Raw genomic sequence first — 15413 nt, 5'->3', positions numbered from 1 at the left:
TATTAATTTATTAATTAACACTTTACCCAAAACTGACCACTGATAGCTGATAGCTGACTGAAAAACGGTAAAATGCACCTGGCTGATATTCCTGCCCAAAATTTCCAAAATTGGCAACATTTATGTTAATTTTTGTTACAAATTTACAAAATGTAAAATCTTTGTAAAATTTTTCATGGTTCAAAATTACTATTTTGAAATTTGAGACACAAAAGTAATGTTTGAGCTAGGTAGAAGCGGAGAAAAAAGACAAATTCAAGAGAAAAGAAAATGAAAATCAAACTCAAACTTAGAGAAAAATTCATCAAAACTTACTCAGGAAAATTATATAATTACTTTACTGAATAGTATCTGAAAAATTACGTAAACGCATTAATTGTCGGCGCATTTGGGGAGATGCTTTAAACTCAGAAATTTCCTGAGCTTTTACAGATGCTTGTAATGTTTCCAAAAAATCATCATTTCCTTCAGTTAAAGCATCGAGTAAAACTTGTAACAATTGTTCTCTATCTCCCAGCAAACTTTTGTCCTCAATCAACCGGAATTTCAGATGAAGTTCGCACTCATAAACACCTACTTCGGGATTATTTACTTGACGTTGTAATGCCTTAGAGTTCATAGATTTAGAGATTCCTTGAATTTAGTGGTAATACAGGTGAGAATTATAGATCATTAAGCCTTGATAGTTGAACCAAGAAAGGAATGAGTATTAACAGAAGAGAGTTGTCTCTGTTGTTTACTGTACACTATTCCCTATGATTTGCTATATCTTGTAGAAAATTCCTGATAGAGTTGTCAATCCCAAATATTTCAACTAAGAATTTTTGGTTGTTGATAAAGCTGGCATTTCATTTTACTCACCCATAATGTTTTTCCAGCTATATTTTACACTTTTTGATGTTTTTTAATACTGATGGCATATTTAACTCATAAACTATTGTTTATTTTTGAGGATGCCATAGTATGAAGTTTTTGTAAGGAATTGATGAGAGCTTTTTAAAGTTTTCTACATCAAGTTTATGAAAATGTCAAGAATTGTTAAAGTTAGAATGATGTATAATTAAAATACGTAAGTATTCATACCATGTATACTCCTTGAGTAAATGCAGTGTTTTTCCGTGATAAAACCAAAATTATTAAGTAAAGTCACGAGGCTATAAGTAGTTTTCTAGCAAAAAAGATCAAATCAGTGAGAAAATGAAAATTATTTTCAGCAAAATTGCATACTTAAAGAGTGCGGAGTGAAAATTCTTACTCCTTCAACTCCTGGCTCCTGACTCCTTGACTAACAACTTAGGCTAAAATGTTAGAAGTCTAATTCATGGAAATCTTCGATCCGTTTATGAATAATCCCACATTACTTAAATCCACTACTCGCCATATTCGTATTTTTGCGGCGGAGATGGATCAAGACGAGCTAGTTCCTAGCGATCAAGTATTAACATTAGATGTTGATCCAGATAATGAATTTAATTGGAATGAGGATGCTTTACAAAAAATATATCGGCAATTTGATCTTTTAGTAGAAGCATCCAGTGGATCTGAACTCACGGATTATAATTTACGGCGGATAGGTTCAGACTTAGAACATTATTTGCGATCGCTACTACAAAAAGGCGAAATTAGCTATAATCTCTCCAGTAGAGTCACAAACTACAGTATGGGATTACCTCAAGTAGCAGAAAACAAATAATAGAAGGAGTCAGGAAATCAAGGAGTCAGGAGTCAGAATAAAGAATTTTCTCCCTGCACTCCGCACCCAATAGGTGTAAAGTAAAAAATTAAGATAAAAAACAACTTTTTACTCTGTCACCTGTCGCCTATGGCTTACTATAAGTTATGATTGGAGAAACTAACCGCTTGAGTATTTTTGTGATACAAAAAGCTAACTGTTAAACCCAGGAAGTAATTCTTTTAAACAAAACGGTAATAATTGATCAGTGATCAAACTGGTGATAAAATTATGGTAAAAGATCCGGCAAAGCTCTGCTGTCCAAAAGAAAATTGTTCAAGTGCTAACCCCCTCACTGAGAAGTTTTGCCTAGTTTGTGGTGCATACTTAACCAAAAGATATTTGTGGGCAGTGGGAAATGATCCTATACTCAATGATATAGGAACTGTACTGGGCGATCGCTATTTAGTAGTCGGATCATCCATTCTTTTAGATACTAAACCTAATTTATTACCACAAATACCAGATATAGAAGAAACACAAAGCATTAAACCCTATCTTAAATTAATATCTCATCGTTTACATACACCTCAACTCTATGGTACTCTTACCCTAGCTGGTAAACCAAAAGACAAAGAAATATTACTTATAGAAAAACCACCAATTAAATTACAACCAATCACAGATCCAGAAAACATTCAAGTGGCTCTTTGTGATAAATTACCAGATATTTGGAATCAAGCCTCATCAATTCGTCAAATTCATTGGTTGTGGCAAATAGCTAATCTGTGGGAACCTTTAATCACAGAAAGAGCAGGGTCTAGTTTATTAGATCCTGAATTATTGCGAGTAGAAGGACAATTAATACGTCTGCGAGAACTACATTTAGATGAACAAAATTTACCAAGTTTAGTGGAATTAGGGAAATTTTTTCAAAAATTAGCCTCAAGTGCAAAACCCAGCATTATTTCTTGTATTCAGTCCATTAGTGATGCACTAATTCAAAGAAAAATTATCTCATCAGAGCAACTAGTTCAAGTATTAGATCGTGCTTTAGTAAAATTAGAAAGAAATCAACAGACTGAGATTACAGTTTGCACAAAAACCGACCAAGGACCAAACAGACAACGTAATGAAGACGCTTGTTATCCGCCTAGTCAAACATTAGTAAGTAAATCGCCAACAGACAAAACCTTAGCTATAGTTTGTGATGGTATTGGTGGCCATGAAGGAGGAAATGTTGCTTCTAACTTAGCAATTGATAGCATTACGCAAAAAGTTCCCGACGTATCTTCACTTTCCTTTGAAAATAATCCATCCCAGCTTTTATCTAATTTAGAGCAGTATATAGCTTATGCAAATGATATCATCAGTCAAAAGAATGATGATCAGCATAAACAAGGGCGACAACGTATGGGAACAACCATAGTGATGGCCTTACCCATAGCTCATGAAATGTATATTACTCATATTGGTGATAGTCGTGCATACTGGATTACTAAGTATAATTGTCATCAAGTAACCCTAGATGATGATGTAGCTTGCCGTGAAGTGAGATTAGGTTACGCTTTATACCGAGAAGCATTACAACATAGTGGCTCAGGTTCATTAGTACAAGCATTGGGGATGAGTAAAAGCAGTTCCTTACATCCCACATCCCAAAGATTTATTATTGATGAAGATGCTGTTTTTCTCCTGACATCTGATGGTTTAAGTGATTTTGATCGAGTAGAAGAATATTGGGAAAGTGAAATATTACCATTGCTGAATGACAAAACCAATATCGAAAATGTTGTAAATAAATTAATAGAAATTGCTAATAGTAAAAATGGTCATGATAATGCCACGGTTGCTTTAGTACATTATCAAGTAAGATATTCTGAGCCGGAAAATATTATTGAAGCAGATATTTCTAATTTAACGCCTGCCCCTACTTTAAATTTAACAGCGCCAGATGTAAATGGGGCAAGTGCTAAACGTCTTGATAAGCCGGGAATTTTTGGTTCACAACGTTTAAATTGGATCATAGCAATTCTTCCATTTATTGGATGTATAATCATATTACTATTACTATTAATAGATAAATCTAGTAATAAAAATAATTCAAATAATCCAAATAACAACACTAATACCACAGCAACATCTTCAGAATCTCCTGGTACTAATGCAACAAATAAACCACCAGTTCCTGAAACTAGAACATTAGATAATTTGCAAAAGGGTTGGGTAATTGAAACTAAAAAACCTACTACTATTAATAAAAAAACTTATACAGAGAAGACTTTCTTTAAAGTAAAAGTAATAGATGAAAATCCTAAAAAGAAGGTAAAGGTAACTTTAGAAATTTGTAAACCAGGACTCAAGCCGGAAGAAACCAGCATTTCTATTTCTAATTCTGAATTAAAAAAATTAAAGGACAATAAAGAAATCACTGTAATACAATCTAATCAACCTAATGATTGTGATAACAAGAGTTCAAATTAGCAGTGAAACTGTAGCGCAAGCATCTTGCTTGCACACATTATCCATATTTTATTGCGTCTTGTACAGCGAAAAGATCCTTTAAATACTCTGAGGGAATTGTAGATGTTAATGCAAATACTGTGTAAATTTTAAGAAATACGAGTAATCTAAATTGTCCATTAATTTTCATGCTCTTGCATCCACTCTCCTCAATGTATTAGTAAAATTTGGTCTTGATGGTAAATGGTAGGTTGCAACGCAATCAATATTTATTAGCTCGTGCGTCTAACCCACCCTACAATTACTCAGTTTCTTCTCCTGTATTGACTTTTGGCGGTTTCTTAAAGGTGAAAGTAAAAGTATCTCCACTTTTAATCACTTGCTTAATTTCACTATAAAAAGGATAGTCACCAATTCCACTCATATAAGCCCAACCCCTCGATCTTGTTAATGCAACAAATAGCTGATTTCGTAAATTAGGGTCACTTTCATTTTCTGCAATTTTATCAACTCCAACAACATAAACCATATTAGCCTCGTTTCCTTTTGCTCGATGAATACGAGAAATTGTTACACCTCCTTCACACCAAAACTTATCTTGATTTAATGTTCCAGCTTGAAAATTTGGATTTAGCTGATTCAGTGTTTTAGCAGCTGCAATGTAAATATCAATTCCTTCTTTCATCAAGAACTTTCCTACTTCTGTTTCCAACTGACCTGCATCTCTCACTGAACCTAAAACGACTATTAAAATATCTCTACTAGATTTTAATCCATCTTGCTCAAGATTATATTTAATTCTTGCGGCTAAAGCTTCTAATTCTTGAGTTCGAGATTCATAGATTTCAAATTCAAGAACTGGCTTTTCCCATAGTTTAGGAATAGGATTCGGCGAATTTTCAGGAGGACGATGTAAAACAATTTTCTGCCCAGAACGAAATTCGCCTTCTTTAACTTGATAACCAATTGACTCCCAACTTTTCTTGTCTGTTAATCCTTGTAGCATTCCATCAGAGCGCAATAATCCCATTCCAACTGCGTGAGCAGCTGTTAGAATTTCTCCAGGAGTTCTATAACAACGGTGCATTATTTCACTTTTTTTAATTCCACCTTTATGTTGTCCAGATACTAAATTTGTCAAACTTTTACCAAATAATTCTTTAGCCATTGGTATTTTTAAACTATCTAAACTTTGAGCCTCATCATAAGCCCATATTAAACAACGTTGTTCAGAAGATTCATTGTTAACAGGACGTAAAGCTCGATAAGCCATCCAATAAATAGCTTGTTTAGATTCATTATTTTCTTCAAATTTTCTTTCATCTTCACTTACAAGGTCTTGACCTTCATCAATAAGAATAGCATCAAAAAGAGGTTGAATTTCTTTCCCATCTAACAATCTCTTCGTACATTCAGCCAATCCTTCATTTGGACTTAAACCCTGAATAGCTCTCAGAGGTGAAACGCCATGTTTCTCACAAATAGTTGAATATAAACCTGCTCTATAGCTACCTCCCCAAGCATGAAGAACTTTTAGTTTTCTCCTAACTTTTTCATCATAGGAAACATCGCCATGACTAAATCTTTTTAACCAACGATCTATTAAACTTTCAATCTGCTCATATAAAGAACGGGTAAAGAACACTAAAGCAATATCCCAATCAGGATGTTTTAAATACATATTAGCAGCTTTTTGGCACAGTAAAACAGTCTTACCTGAGCCTGCAATTCCCCGTATTCTTTGTGCTCCTGGAGGAATTTCTTTACCAATATGTTCTTGTTGTAAGTCAGTTTCATACAGCCACTCACCAAGAATTGAAACAATAACTGATCTATTTTTAGTATGAGAAAAAGTAGCTGTAGAAGGTTTACGAAGTACAGGAGTCCCACTAATAACAGCACGTAATACTTTCCATTGTTCATCATTGATATGATCTCCTGTAACCATTGGTTGAGATTGGTAAATTCTCTCAAAAAAAGCTGTTTTACCCAAATTATTTTTAAATATAATAGGAGGACAATTAGGTAATTGATCAAAACCTTTTTGTTGCCACTCTTCTATGGTAATTTTTGGCAAAGCAACTAAAGCACGTCCTGTAATTTTCCGAAAAATAGTATCTTCTCGATCACAATATCCTAATAATGCTTGTAATGAACGATTAGAACGTTGTGCAGGATTAGACAGCACTGTAGTATCATGTGTAAATTCCCATTGATCACTATTAACAGCTACAACTTGATCAATGCTAATATTTTCTATTTCTATAGTAATTAACCCTAATTCTCGATCAATAATCAGAATATCTGGTTCTTTTCTAACTTCTCCTACTTTAGAAAATAGAGGATAACGCCAATATCCTATGCAATCTCGACTAGAAAAACTGTCTTTAGTAGTTTTCCAAATTTTCTCATGAGTATCATGTTTCTCATTCGATATAGCTTCACTAGTGATAAATTTGCGTTCATTGTCAGTCATGATTATATCTCCTTTATTTTGAGGACTTACCCGATTTAAGCATAAATATTTTACGTAAAAGTATACAAATAATTATAATAAACAAATTTATAATCAAACATACACCTTACAATAAATATTCAATCTTAAACTTATGTAAGTTCTACTTTTAACCTACACTACACCACACAGATATAAATAAAAAGCGGAAAAAAGCGGATCGCAAAAAAAAAGTTACAAACAGACGGAAAAAACCTGAAAAATACGGATAAAGTTTGTTATCATTATCTGTGTCGCATTACATTCCTAAATATGCAGGTTCAGGAACTGATACAACTTGTGGATAACGCTGTTTATCTCAAAACTGGGAAGCATCTTAATAACGTACAACGAGAAGTTATTATCGGAACTCTCAAGTATCAAAAGTATGCTGATATTGCCGAAACTTGTGGTTGTAGTGTCGGTCATGCCAAGGATGTAGGTTACGAACTTTTACAAATGTTATCTGATATCTTTGATGAACCTGTTTATAAAAGCAATCTTAAATCTGTTTTAGAACGCCAAGGAAATGTAAATATTTCTTTAGGTGATAATAATAGTAGTAATATATTTGAAATTAGCTGTATAAACAGTAATTCTAAAAAACCTCAAAATCAACCAAATAAAAATCAAATTACTCCTAAATCATCACATCGTAAAAAGAATAAAATTAAGATAGAAAAAATCAGTAAATTACGGCATTTTGGGTTAAGTGATGAAGAAATTGCTGAAGTATTAGAGTTGCCTGTAGAGATTGTTAAACAGGTAGAATCAGCATTATAAAACTTGTGATTTTCTCGTTAATTCTATACCAGTTTACACAATCAATGTTATAATAATATTGATTGTTAAGTATCTTGTTTATGAGCCAAATTATAACTCTGGAACTGAGTGATAAAATAGCCATAGCTATTCAGCAACAAGCTAATAATGTATAAACTTTGTCCTAATGCGTAAACGTCGTATAATTAAGCATTAACGACAGATAGATACTTTGAACCCACATTCCGCACCCCCCAGTGTCACAATCGGTAATTTCGGATTTTTGAAGACCTTTGAGAATAATTTTAATACAAAATAGTCTAAAGTTTAGGTAGCGATCGCCAATCTCAAATCCCTAAATGACCATTTTTCGTTGTGTGACAGTTTAGGGTGCAGAAGGTGGGTTTGAACAAGAAGGCTTTACTCGTTTACTGCATCCCGAATCATAAAATCTATAATATGAATGTATCTAATAAGCTGTTGTGTTTTTAATTTAGATAAGAAATGCAAGCAAGATGCTTGCACTACTGTAATTTTAGTCATAGCCGCATATAAATTGACATCTTGATGAATAGTAATAGCACCATTATCACCATCTTTTGCTGCTATTAATTGTAAACTTCCTGGGTTGTCAATAATGTTAAATTCCTTTTGTTCATATCGAGGTTTTAAACTTTGGGTATCAGGTAAAATCCAAATTTGTAAAAGGTGTAATTCCTCAGAGGAAGAAGGATTAAATTCACTATGAGAAATACCCGTTCCCGCGCTCATAATTTGCACTTCTCCAGCACGAATTATTGAACCTGTACCTAAACTATCCTGATGTTCTACCGCACCAGATAAAACATAAGTTAATATTTCCATGTCTCTATGTCCATGAGTAGGAAAACCTGCATTTGCAGCAATAAAATTATCATTAATTACTCTTAAAGCACGAAAACCCATACGTTGAGGATCATAAAAATGACTAAATGAAAATGTATGATAACTATTTAACCAGCTAGTTTGACTATGATCGAGATCGCTTCCTTTGTGAATAATATAATTAGCGGTGTTTGTAGACATAATAAAAAATGATTATTTAAAAAATTTAGATCCCGGACTTCTTGAAGAAGTCCGGGATCTTTGAGTAGTCAACAGTAACTATTTGGGAACTGTTAACCCAGGATAAATTCTCGAAGCGGGTCCAGAAATTGGATTTAAACCAGGAGAACCAAACCGCATAAAATTAGGATTATTTATTAATGATTGAATACCTTGTAAATTAAAACCTAATTGAGATAAATTTACCTGATTAATATTTGTCAACTGTGGGTTGAATATCACATCATTGATGTTCTCAACTGTACCTAAATTAGTTAAATTTAGAGAACTTATAGGTACAATATTCAGAAAATTATTAAAATTATTAAAGTTATTAATTTGATCACCATTAATTGTGAGATTTCCCCAGTTTGTTAATAAATTAATATCTTTACCAGATGATGTAATTCCATTAATACTTATAGGAATCTTAGTAAAATTAAAAAAATTACCATTAACAGTTTGCAATCTTCCACTTATTAAACCAGACAAAGATCCAGAATTACCAATCATATTATTAATATTGTTGATATTTTGGGTAATATCTGTTAAATTAAATCCTTTGATTAATTGACCAATATCTTGAAAATTAGATTGAGATATTGTACCCATATTAGTTTCTAATATCAAAGAATTAACATCTAACCCAGTGACAGTATTTAAAATAGGGACTATCGGCTGATCATAATTAGAATTGAGATTATTAATAAGATTACCATTGGGAATGATAACTTGTGCTGAAGTAGGTAAACTATCAGCTAAAATGCAACTAGTAAATATTCCCATTCCTAGAATATTAGCAACATATTTAACAGACATTTTTACAACTCCTATTCTGCAAAGTTTTGTATTTTTATTAAATGGTAAAATTCTAGTTTCTAAAAACTAAAAGTAGTTCTCAAAACACCAATAGTAATCATATCGCTATTAAGACTATGTCTAGGCTCAAATATCAAGATAACACCAGGAGTAATATTGATATTATCGGATACTTTATAACGATAAAAAGCCTCTACATGAGTAGTAGTTCCTGGTTGTCCTCCTGGACTTCCAGTACCATCTTTAAGAATACCAGGAAGATTATTACCTGTGGGTAAATTACTACTCACAATTTTCGGAGGTTGACCTACATAAATTCCTCCTAAATCTCCCTTTCCTAATAAGTCGGGAAAGTTCAAAAAAGCCATCCAATTATTAGTTTCTACAGTACCAGATTGTCCCGGTATTTGAGAAGTAGTAAAACCTCCCCAACCACCAATAGTTAATTTTGGATTAATTTGCCAAGATGCTGTAAAACCAAAAGCATCAGTTGTCAAAGGACTATTTAATGTCACTGTATAAGCCAATAAATCATCACCAATTCCAGTACCTAAAAATCCTGTAGTAGAGTAAGAATTAATATAATTTAGTGCTAAATCAATTTTATTTGTTGGCGAGAAATTTAATTGTAATCCTGTAGCATTTCCACCATCAAATAACCCCAATTTTTGACTACTATCTCCTGGTTGCTTGGCTGTATAAACTGCTTGCAAACTCATATTTTTATTAATTTGCCAATCAAATCCTAAACCTCCTTTCCCATTACCAATTGCTAAAATTGGATTACGTTGTGCAAATGCAGAAATGGGACCTTTGCCTGCACTTTCTACTCTATTTGTTCCCCGAAAAGTATTGATAGGATTAACACCAACAGGACCAAATATAACGGCTATTTTATCACCTAATAAAAAGCGATAATTCAGGTCAGTAATTAAGAAATTACTATCTGTATTACCCTCATAAGCTAATCTACTATCATTGGTTATTCGCGGTGCATTAGGACTAGCTGTACCTCCATTACCTACTTGTAATCCTGTTAATAATAAACTACGATTTTTAAATTGAGTAAGTAATGTTAATTGCAGATTATTAATAACATTAATACTTGTACCGTTATCTGTTGTTTCTTCAATACCATCTTTTGGTGATAAGTCTATACTATTTCTACTACGTCCTTGAATCCCAAAAATTGCCTGTCCAAATAGTTTTGTAGTGGTAGAAAATTGATTTGTTTCTAATTGTGCGGTTCTTGCTTGTAAATTATCTATTTCTCTCCGAATTGTTGTTAATTCGGTTGTAAATTCTTCGGTTAATTTTTGTAATTTTGCAAAATCTTCTTTTGTTAATAAGTTAGTTGTATTTGTGGCTATTAATTCATTAATTCTATTTAAACAAGCATTTAAACCACCAGCAAATTCATAACGATTTAAAGCCTTATTTCCTCGGAAAGTTTCATTAGGATATCCTACAATACAAGCATATCTTTCTACTAAAGATTGTAAAGCCTGAAATGCCCAATCTGTAGGTTGTACATCTCTCAATTGAGAAACTGATGTAACCTGTTCTATTTCTTGTTCTATTGCTGATGAATTAATAGATAAATTAACATTTTCAGCCTTAGCTATAGTATGAGTTAATAAAGCATAAGTTAGATAAATTACAGATGCTATCAATGTTCTTTTTATTAATATAATCATTATTTTTACATACCACACATTAATAAGCGATGATATATTGATCCATTGATTTTCTACAATACTTATGCAATGTCTATGCAATAATTAAATTATAATACTTATTTAATACTTATTTAATACTTAACTGATTTTTCTAATAACGGAACTCACGCGCATCCACAGTAACAAACAGGGGAGCTTTAATTCCACTTTAATTACAGTTAACCCCTTTTATAAAGGGGTTTAGGCGTATCTTGTTCGTTAAATTAATAATTTATGTAACTTTATGTAAACTGTTCTTTTGCTGTGGGTAAAATCAACATTGCATCACCAAAAGAATAAAACCGATATTGACAAGCCATTGCTGTTTCATAAATATTTAACAATCTTTCTCTACCAATTAATGCACTAACCAACATCAGTAAACTAGACTTAGGTAGGTGAAAATTAGTAATTAATCCATCCACAACCCGCCATTTATAACCAGGATAGATAAACAAATTAGTCTTACCTACAAACGGCCTTAAATCGCCTAATTCCGCAGCACCTTCCAAAGCCCGCACTACTGTAGTACCCACTGCAATAATCCGTCCACCTTTCGCTTGTGTGGACTCAATCATTTCCACTGTCTCCCTTGGTACTTCTATCCATTCTTCATGCATATTATGGGTAGTAACATCTTCTACTTCCACGGGTCTAAAAGTACCTACACCCACGTGAAGCGTCACAAATGCCTGTTTAATGCCAATATTAGTTAATTTTCCTAGTAAATCTGGTGTAAAATGTAACCCTGCTGTTGGGGCAGCGATCGCTCCCTCTTCCTGAGCATACACCGTTTGATACTGCTCATCAGCCGCGCTAGAAGCCGTAATATAAGGCGGGAGGGGAATTTCACCAAAATCTGCCAACACCTGCATTAAAGACACATCTGGAGGCAAATCAAAGCGTAATAAACGCCCCCCCGTATCCTCATCTGAATCTATTACCTCTGCCCTGAGTATCTGATCTTCCCTATTTCCTGCACCCCTAAATACAATCTCACTACCTAGTTTAAACCGCTTACCTGGTTTAACTAAAGCTAACCAACAATTATGTCCACATTCTTCCAATAATAACGCCTCTACTTCAGCCCCAGTGGTTTTAGAACCATATAACCTAGCTGGAATTACTTTAGTATTATTCATTACTAATAAATCCCCAGGTTGTAAGAAATTGGGTAGATCACGAAAAATGTGATGTAGAGGCGGTTTATTTCTACCTGTTTCTGGTGAATTAACCACCAATAAGCGAGAACTATCTCTAGGAACGGCAGGATTTTGGGCAATTAAATCAGCAGGTAATTGATAATCATAACTAGATAAACAAAGGTCTAACTCAACATCTGGAATTTTCTGATCTTCTTGATTCATATTAGATAGTATTTAAGTGATATAGTCAAATTAAATAGACAATGAACATTTACCTGAACTATGGAATTGCTACAGGTCATGAATAATTATTAATTGTCCATTGTCCATTGTCTATTGTCTATTGTCAATCAATTGGGTAAACCTCCCCATCAAAAAAGGGTGCTTTTACCCTAGCAGGAAGTCCACACTATTGATGAAAATTAAAGATGTAGGATAATCTTTGGTCTAAAAAATGATGACGGAATACTTGTATTATCTAGCAAATGCCAGTCTTACTCTACGAGTCGTGCAATTCCTCCACAGCAGACCCCAAACTCCTGTTTCTTTTGTTACCGTAATTCATCAAATAGATGGTTGGGTAGTCAGAATCAAATTTACAGAACAATTATCCCCCCAACAAGATGGAGACTTTCGCGCATTCCTCAACGAACTAGGAATTAGTTATCAACCACCCATGAGAGTACAAATGGCACTGTGGAGTTTAGAAGGAGGACAATTTCCCGTTGATGTGATGCGTCGTTATCAAGTAGCAATAGTTTCTCATGGTAGTCCTGAAAAAGAGGAAATTGAAGCATTTAGACAACAATTTGTGAGAGGTTTGGGTTACTGTCCAGAAACTTTGGCATAATTATATCAGCAGTCAGCTATCAGCTAATAATTGGTAGTAGAGTCATAAGCTTATAGTTTGCTGAATTGAAAAGTGCTGTAGTTGGCAACCTTACATCAACTTTTACTACTATGCTAAACCCATACAATCAAAAGCTGCGGGGATATACTCTCGCAGTTTTAACGTATATTCAGAAGTATTTACACTAACCAAATATTTGTCTTCTTCCATATTTTTCTTGATTCTCTGTTTGAATATTGGCTGAAAATTAACTAAAGCCACATCAAACCGACAAAAACAATCTGCTTTTTCTGGATAATTACCTAAAAATACTGCCGCAGTTTTCCACAGTTTAGCCTGCTTTTTAGTTGTAATGGCATCTTTTCCATGATTATCCCAATTGCCACTACTACGAGTTTTTACTTCTACAAAAGCGAGAATACATGAACCTGTAGAATCATGACATTCTGCAATAATATCAATTTCACCCCAACGACTGTGAAACTGTCTATGTAAAATTTTCCAACCTTGAGATATTAACCAATTAACCACTAGGTCTTCACCTATGTCACCGATATCTGGATAATTATATGTGAAACTGTTAGCCATGAGTGAACATACCATGAATACTCAAAATCGCCTTTGGACAATTATATTCAGTTTATTACTTGGGGTCATGATTTCTACCATAGATATGATCGGTTTTGATAATTCTGCTTTTGCTTTGGAGTATAATAAAGAAATATTAGTCAACTCAGATTTTTCCGGTCGTGATTTAACAGATTCTAGTTTTACAAAAGCTAATTTACGCTTTAGTAATTTTAGTAATACTAAGTTAAACGGAGTTAGTTTTTTTGCAGCTAACCTAGAATCAGCAAATTTACAGAATGCAGACCTCACAAATGCTACTTTAGATTCCGCGCGATTGATTAAGGCTGATTTAACCAATGCCATATTAGAAGGGGCTTTTGCTGCTAATACTAAATTTGATGGTGCTATAATTGATGGAGCAGATTTTACAGATGTTTTACTACGTCCAGATGAACAACAAAAATTATGTAAGGTAGCAAAAGGTACTAATTCAGTGACAGGTAGAGACACCAGAGATACTTTATACTGTAATTAATGATATATATGGGGATTCCCGACTTATTCTTTAATATTTACTTTAATACTTATAAGTTGGGGTTAATTAACAGTAACTAAAAAGCTAAAAATTACAGGACTTACGCAACTGGCACATTGGTAGGGTGTGGTTCGACAAGCTCACCAACCACGTCAGACAGTATAAATCATGTAAATAACTAAACTGTTGATATTTGACGCACCCACTCAACAGATTTTTTAGTGTGACACTTGCGTAAGTCCTAAATATAACGGTAATTAAGTGTTTGTCCTAAAGCTGTATGAAATTCACTAATCGCTGATTTTCCCAAAAAAGATTTTATTTCAACTGCTATTTTTTCTCCTTCTTTTTCTGCTGCTATAAGTCTTTCCGCTCCTAAATCAAGACAAAATTCTATAGCATCTACTATAAATCTTAAAGGATCATCAGTAATTAACCAACCATCTTTTTCTAAAGCTAACCTAACTGCATTGTGAAAAAAATCTTTCGCGGACATATAAAATTAAAGTGATGATGTTTAATTATGTTACTTCCCAGTCTTGTAATTGTAATTGAGGAATGCGGGAAAACTCCCTAGTATTGTGTGTAACTAATATCAAATTATTAGCTAAAGCAATAGCAGCAATTTGTAAATCATAACCACCAATGGGTGTTCCTTTGCTAGTAAGTTCAGCACGAATATTACCGAAAATTATAGCTGCTTCATCATTAAAGGGTAAAGAGACGAATTTATCAAGAAATCCTTGTTGTAATTTTAAATTACTCTCCGGTTTAGCACTCCGCATAGCACCATAGAATAATTCACTTTTCACAATGGAACAAACTGCAATTTCAGAAGTTGAGATACTATCCAATTTCTCTTTTAGATGAATATTTTTACCTTTAAGATAAATAATACAGGTATTGGTATCTAATAAGTAAATCATCAGAATGCTTCTCTTTCAGGTTGTTCTAATTGTGGATGTCTAATAAATGTTTCATCTTGGATACAACCATAAAAATCACTCACTTTCATGGTTTGTTCTGTTGCTGTTTCTTGTTTTGGTACAGCTATTTCATAAATAACAATAATATCAAATTCAGTTCCTTCTTTAGCCTGTGGTAAATGAATTTTTAATAGTCCATCTTTACCAATGCGGGATCGCAGTCTTAAACTTTCCATTTTTAATTTTCCTTTCTCTAGTAATTTGCGATTTTTCGACATTACTTTATTTTATCATTTTTTTACCTTAAATTCTATCCTACTTTCATTATTCTTTATCTAGTGATAATTCTTAGGTTGGGTTAAGCTGCAACGAAAAA

Annotated in this window: 14 protein-coding genes and 1 pseudogene; 5 read left to right on the top strand and 10 right to left on the bottom strand. The window is 33.3% G+C overall.

Annotation, left to right across the window (positions count from 1 at the left end; translation table 11 throughout):
• Positions 1-337 precede the first annotated feature (337 nt).
• The gene (locus H6F32_RS13285) at positions 338-619 is read right to left on the bottom strand and encodes an Npun_R1517 family heterocyst differentiation transcriptional regulator (RefSeq protein WP_190369805.1); all 282 of its coding nucleotides are present in this window, start codon (positions 617-619) and stop codon (positions 338-340) included.
• Positions 620-1342: 723 nt separating this feature from the next.
• Between H6F32_RS13285 and H6F32_RS13280 the strand changes: the two genes are divergently transcribed.
• Both H6F32_RS13280 and H6F32_RS13275 read left to right on the top strand, forming a co-directional pair.
• Positions 1343-1693: an NAD(P)H-quinone oxidoreductase subunit M gene (locus H6F32_RS13280; protein ID WP_190369804.1), complete on the top strand. Its 351-nt coding sequence runs from the start codon at positions 1343-1345 to the stop codon at positions 1691-1693.
• 270 nt (positions 1694-1963) lie between these two features.
• Positions 1964-4156: a PP2C family serine/threonine-protein phosphatase gene (locus H6F32_RS13275; RefSeq protein WP_190369803.1), complete on the top strand. Its 2193-nt coding sequence runs from the start codon at positions 1964-1966 to the stop codon at positions 4154-4156.
• A 280-nt stretch (positions 4157-4436) separates the two neighbouring features.
• Here H6F32_RS13275 and H6F32_RS13270 read toward each other — a convergent pair whose 3' ends face one another.
• Positions 4437-6611, bottom strand: coding sequence for a DEAD/DEAH box helicase (locus H6F32_RS13270; RefSeq protein WP_190369802.1), 2175 nt, complete (start codon positions 6609-6611; stop codon positions 4437-4439).
• 318 nt (positions 6612-6929) lie between these two features.
• Between H6F32_RS13270 and H6F32_RS13265 the strand changes: the two genes are divergently transcribed.
• Positions 6930-7412 carry a hypothetical protein gene (locus H6F32_RS13265; protein ID WP_313926635.1) on the top strand — a complete coding sequence of 161 codons (483 nt, stop codon included), beginning with the start codon at positions 6930-6932 and terminating at the stop codon, positions 7410-7412.
• Between the two features lie 399 nt (positions 7413-7811).
• On the opposite strand, the gene H6F32_RS13260 is transcribed toward H6F32_RS13265, so the two are convergent.
• The 4 genes from H6F32_RS13260 to queA form a co-directional block, all read right to left on the bottom strand.
• On the bottom strand, positions 7812-8456 hold the full coding sequence (locus H6F32_RS13260; RefSeq protein ID WP_190369800.1) for a pirin-like bicupin family protein: 645 nt from the start codon (positions 8454-8456) through the stop codon (positions 7812-7814).
• 78 nt (positions 8457-8534) lie between these two features.
• Positions 8535-9293, bottom strand: coding sequence for a hypothetical protein (locus H6F32_RS13255; protein ID WP_190369799.1), 759 nt, complete (start codon positions 9291-9293; stop codon positions 8535-8537).
• A gap of 59 nt (positions 9294-9352) precedes the next feature.
• The gene (locus tag H6F32_RS13250) at positions 9353-10990 is read right to left on the bottom strand and encodes an iron uptake porin (protein ID WP_190369798.1); all 1638 of its coding nucleotides are present in this window, start codon (positions 10988-10990) and stop codon (positions 9353-9355) included.
• 263 nt (positions 10991-11253) lie between these two features.
• Positions 11254-12378: a tRNA preQ1(34) S-adenosylmethionine ribosyltransferase-isomerase QueA gene (gene queA, locus H6F32_RS13245; protein WP_190369797.1), complete on the bottom strand. Its 1125-nt coding sequence runs from the start codon at positions 12376-12378 to the stop codon at positions 11254-11256.
• 235 nt (positions 12379-12613) lie between these two features.
• Here queA and H6F32_RS13240 point away from each other — a divergent pair, with 235 nt between their 5' ends.
• Complete coding sequence (locus tag H6F32_RS13240) at positions 12614-13006, top strand: hypothetical protein (protein WP_190369832.1); 393 nt, start codon at positions 12614-12616, stop codon at positions 13004-13006.
• A gap of 108 nt (positions 13007-13114) precedes the next feature.
• On the opposite strand, the gene H6F32_RS13235 is transcribed toward H6F32_RS13240, so the two are convergent.
• Positions 13115-13594, bottom strand: a complete 480-nt coding sequence (locus H6F32_RS13235; protein WP_190369796.1) for a YraN family protein — start codon at positions 13592-13594, stop codon at positions 13115-13117.
• Between H6F32_RS13235 and H6F32_RS13230 the strand changes: the two genes are divergently transcribed.
• Complete coding sequence (locus H6F32_RS13230; RefSeq protein ID WP_242031126.1) at positions 13593-14111, top strand: pentapeptide repeat-containing protein; 519 nt, start codon at positions 13593-13595, stop codon at positions 14109-14111. The genes H6F32_RS13235 and H6F32_RS13230 overlap by 2 nt on opposite strands.
• A 250-nt stretch (positions 14112-14361) precedes the next feature.
• Here H6F32_RS13230 and H6F32_RS13225 read toward each other — a convergent pair.
• The 3 genes and pseudogenes from H6F32_RS13225 to H6F32_RS13215 form a co-directional block, all read right to left on the bottom strand.
• Positions 14362-14607, bottom strand: a pseudogene (locus tag H6F32_RS13225) (element excision factor XisH family protein); the annotation flags it as partial.
• A gap of 25 nt (positions 14608-14632) precedes the next feature.
• Positions 14633-15037: a type II toxin-antitoxin system VapC family toxin gene (locus tag H6F32_RS13220; RefSeq protein ID WP_190369795.1), complete on the bottom strand. Its 405-nt coding sequence runs from the start codon at positions 15035-15037 to the stop codon at positions 14633-14635.
• Positions 15037-15315 (bottom strand): hypothetical protein, encoded by a 279-nt coding sequence (locus tag H6F32_RS13215; protein ID WP_242031125.1) that lies wholly within the window; start codon positions 15313-15315, stop codon positions 15037-15039. Before H6F32_RS13215 ends, H6F32_RS13220 begins: the two co-directional genes overlap by 1 nt.
• Positions 15316-15413: the final 98 nt, after the last annotated feature.

The sequence above is a fragment of the Anabaena sp. FACHB-1237 genome (assembly GCF_014696225.1).
In the GTDB taxonomy this organism is placed as follows: domain Bacteria; phylum Cyanobacteriota; class Cyanobacteriia; order Cyanobacteriales; family Nostocaceae; genus FACHB-1237.
The sequence above is the reverse complement of the archived record's forward strand: the minus strand, read 5'-3'. Positions and strand labels throughout refer to the sequence as shown.

Bases quoted from the DNA above. Each gene is read 5' to 3' on its own strand.
- H6F32_RS13285 (WP_190369805.1), bottom strand. From the start codon at position 619: ATGAACTCTAAGGCATTACAACGTCAAGTAAATAATCCCGAAGTAGGT.
- H6F32_RS13280 (WP_190369804.1), top strand. From the start codon at position 1,343: ATGAATAATCCCACATTACTTAAATCCACTACTCGCCATATTCGTATT.
- H6F32_RS13275 (WP_190369803.1), top strand. From the start codon at position 1,964: ATGGTAAAAGATCCGGCAAAGCTCTGCTGTCCAAAAGAAAATTGTTCA.
- H6F32_RS13270 (WP_190369802.1), bottom strand. From the start codon at position 6,611: ATGACTGACAATGAACGCAAATTTATCACTAGTGAAGCTATATCGAAT.
- H6F32_RS13260 (WP_190369800.1), bottom strand. From the start codon at position 8,456: ATGTCTACAAACACCGCTAATTATATTATTCACAAAGGAAGCGATCTC.
- H6F32_RS13255 (WP_190369799.1), bottom strand. From the start codon at position 9,293: ATGTCTGTTAAATATGTTGCTAATATTCTAGGAATGGGAATATTTACT.
- H6F32_RS13250 (WP_190369798.1), bottom strand. From the start codon at position 10,990: ATGATTATATTAATAAAAAGAACATTGATAGCATCTGTAATTTATCTA.
- queA (WP_190369797.1), bottom strand. From the start codon at position 12,378: ATGAATCAAGAAGATCAGAAAATTCCAGATGTTGAGTTAGACCTTTGT.
- H6F32_RS13240 (WP_190369832.1), top strand. From the start codon at position 12,614: ATGACGGAATACTTGTATTATCTAGCAAATGCCAGTCTTACTCTACGA.
- H6F32_RS13230 (WP_242031126.1), top strand. From the start codon at position 13,593: ATGAGTGAACATACCATGAATACTCAAAATCGCCTTTGGACAATTATA.
- H6F32_RS13235 (WP_190369796.1), bottom strand. From the start codon at position 13,594: ATGGCTAACAGTTTCACATATAATTATCCAGATATCGGTGACATAGGT.
- H6F32_RS13220 (WP_190369795.1), bottom strand. From the start codon at position 15,037: ATGATTTACTTATTAGATACCAATACCTGTATTATTTATCTTAAAGGT.
- H6F32_RS13215 (WP_242031125.1), bottom strand. From the start codon at position 15,315: ATGTCGAAAAATCGCAAATTACTAGAGAAAGGAAAATTAAAAATGGAA.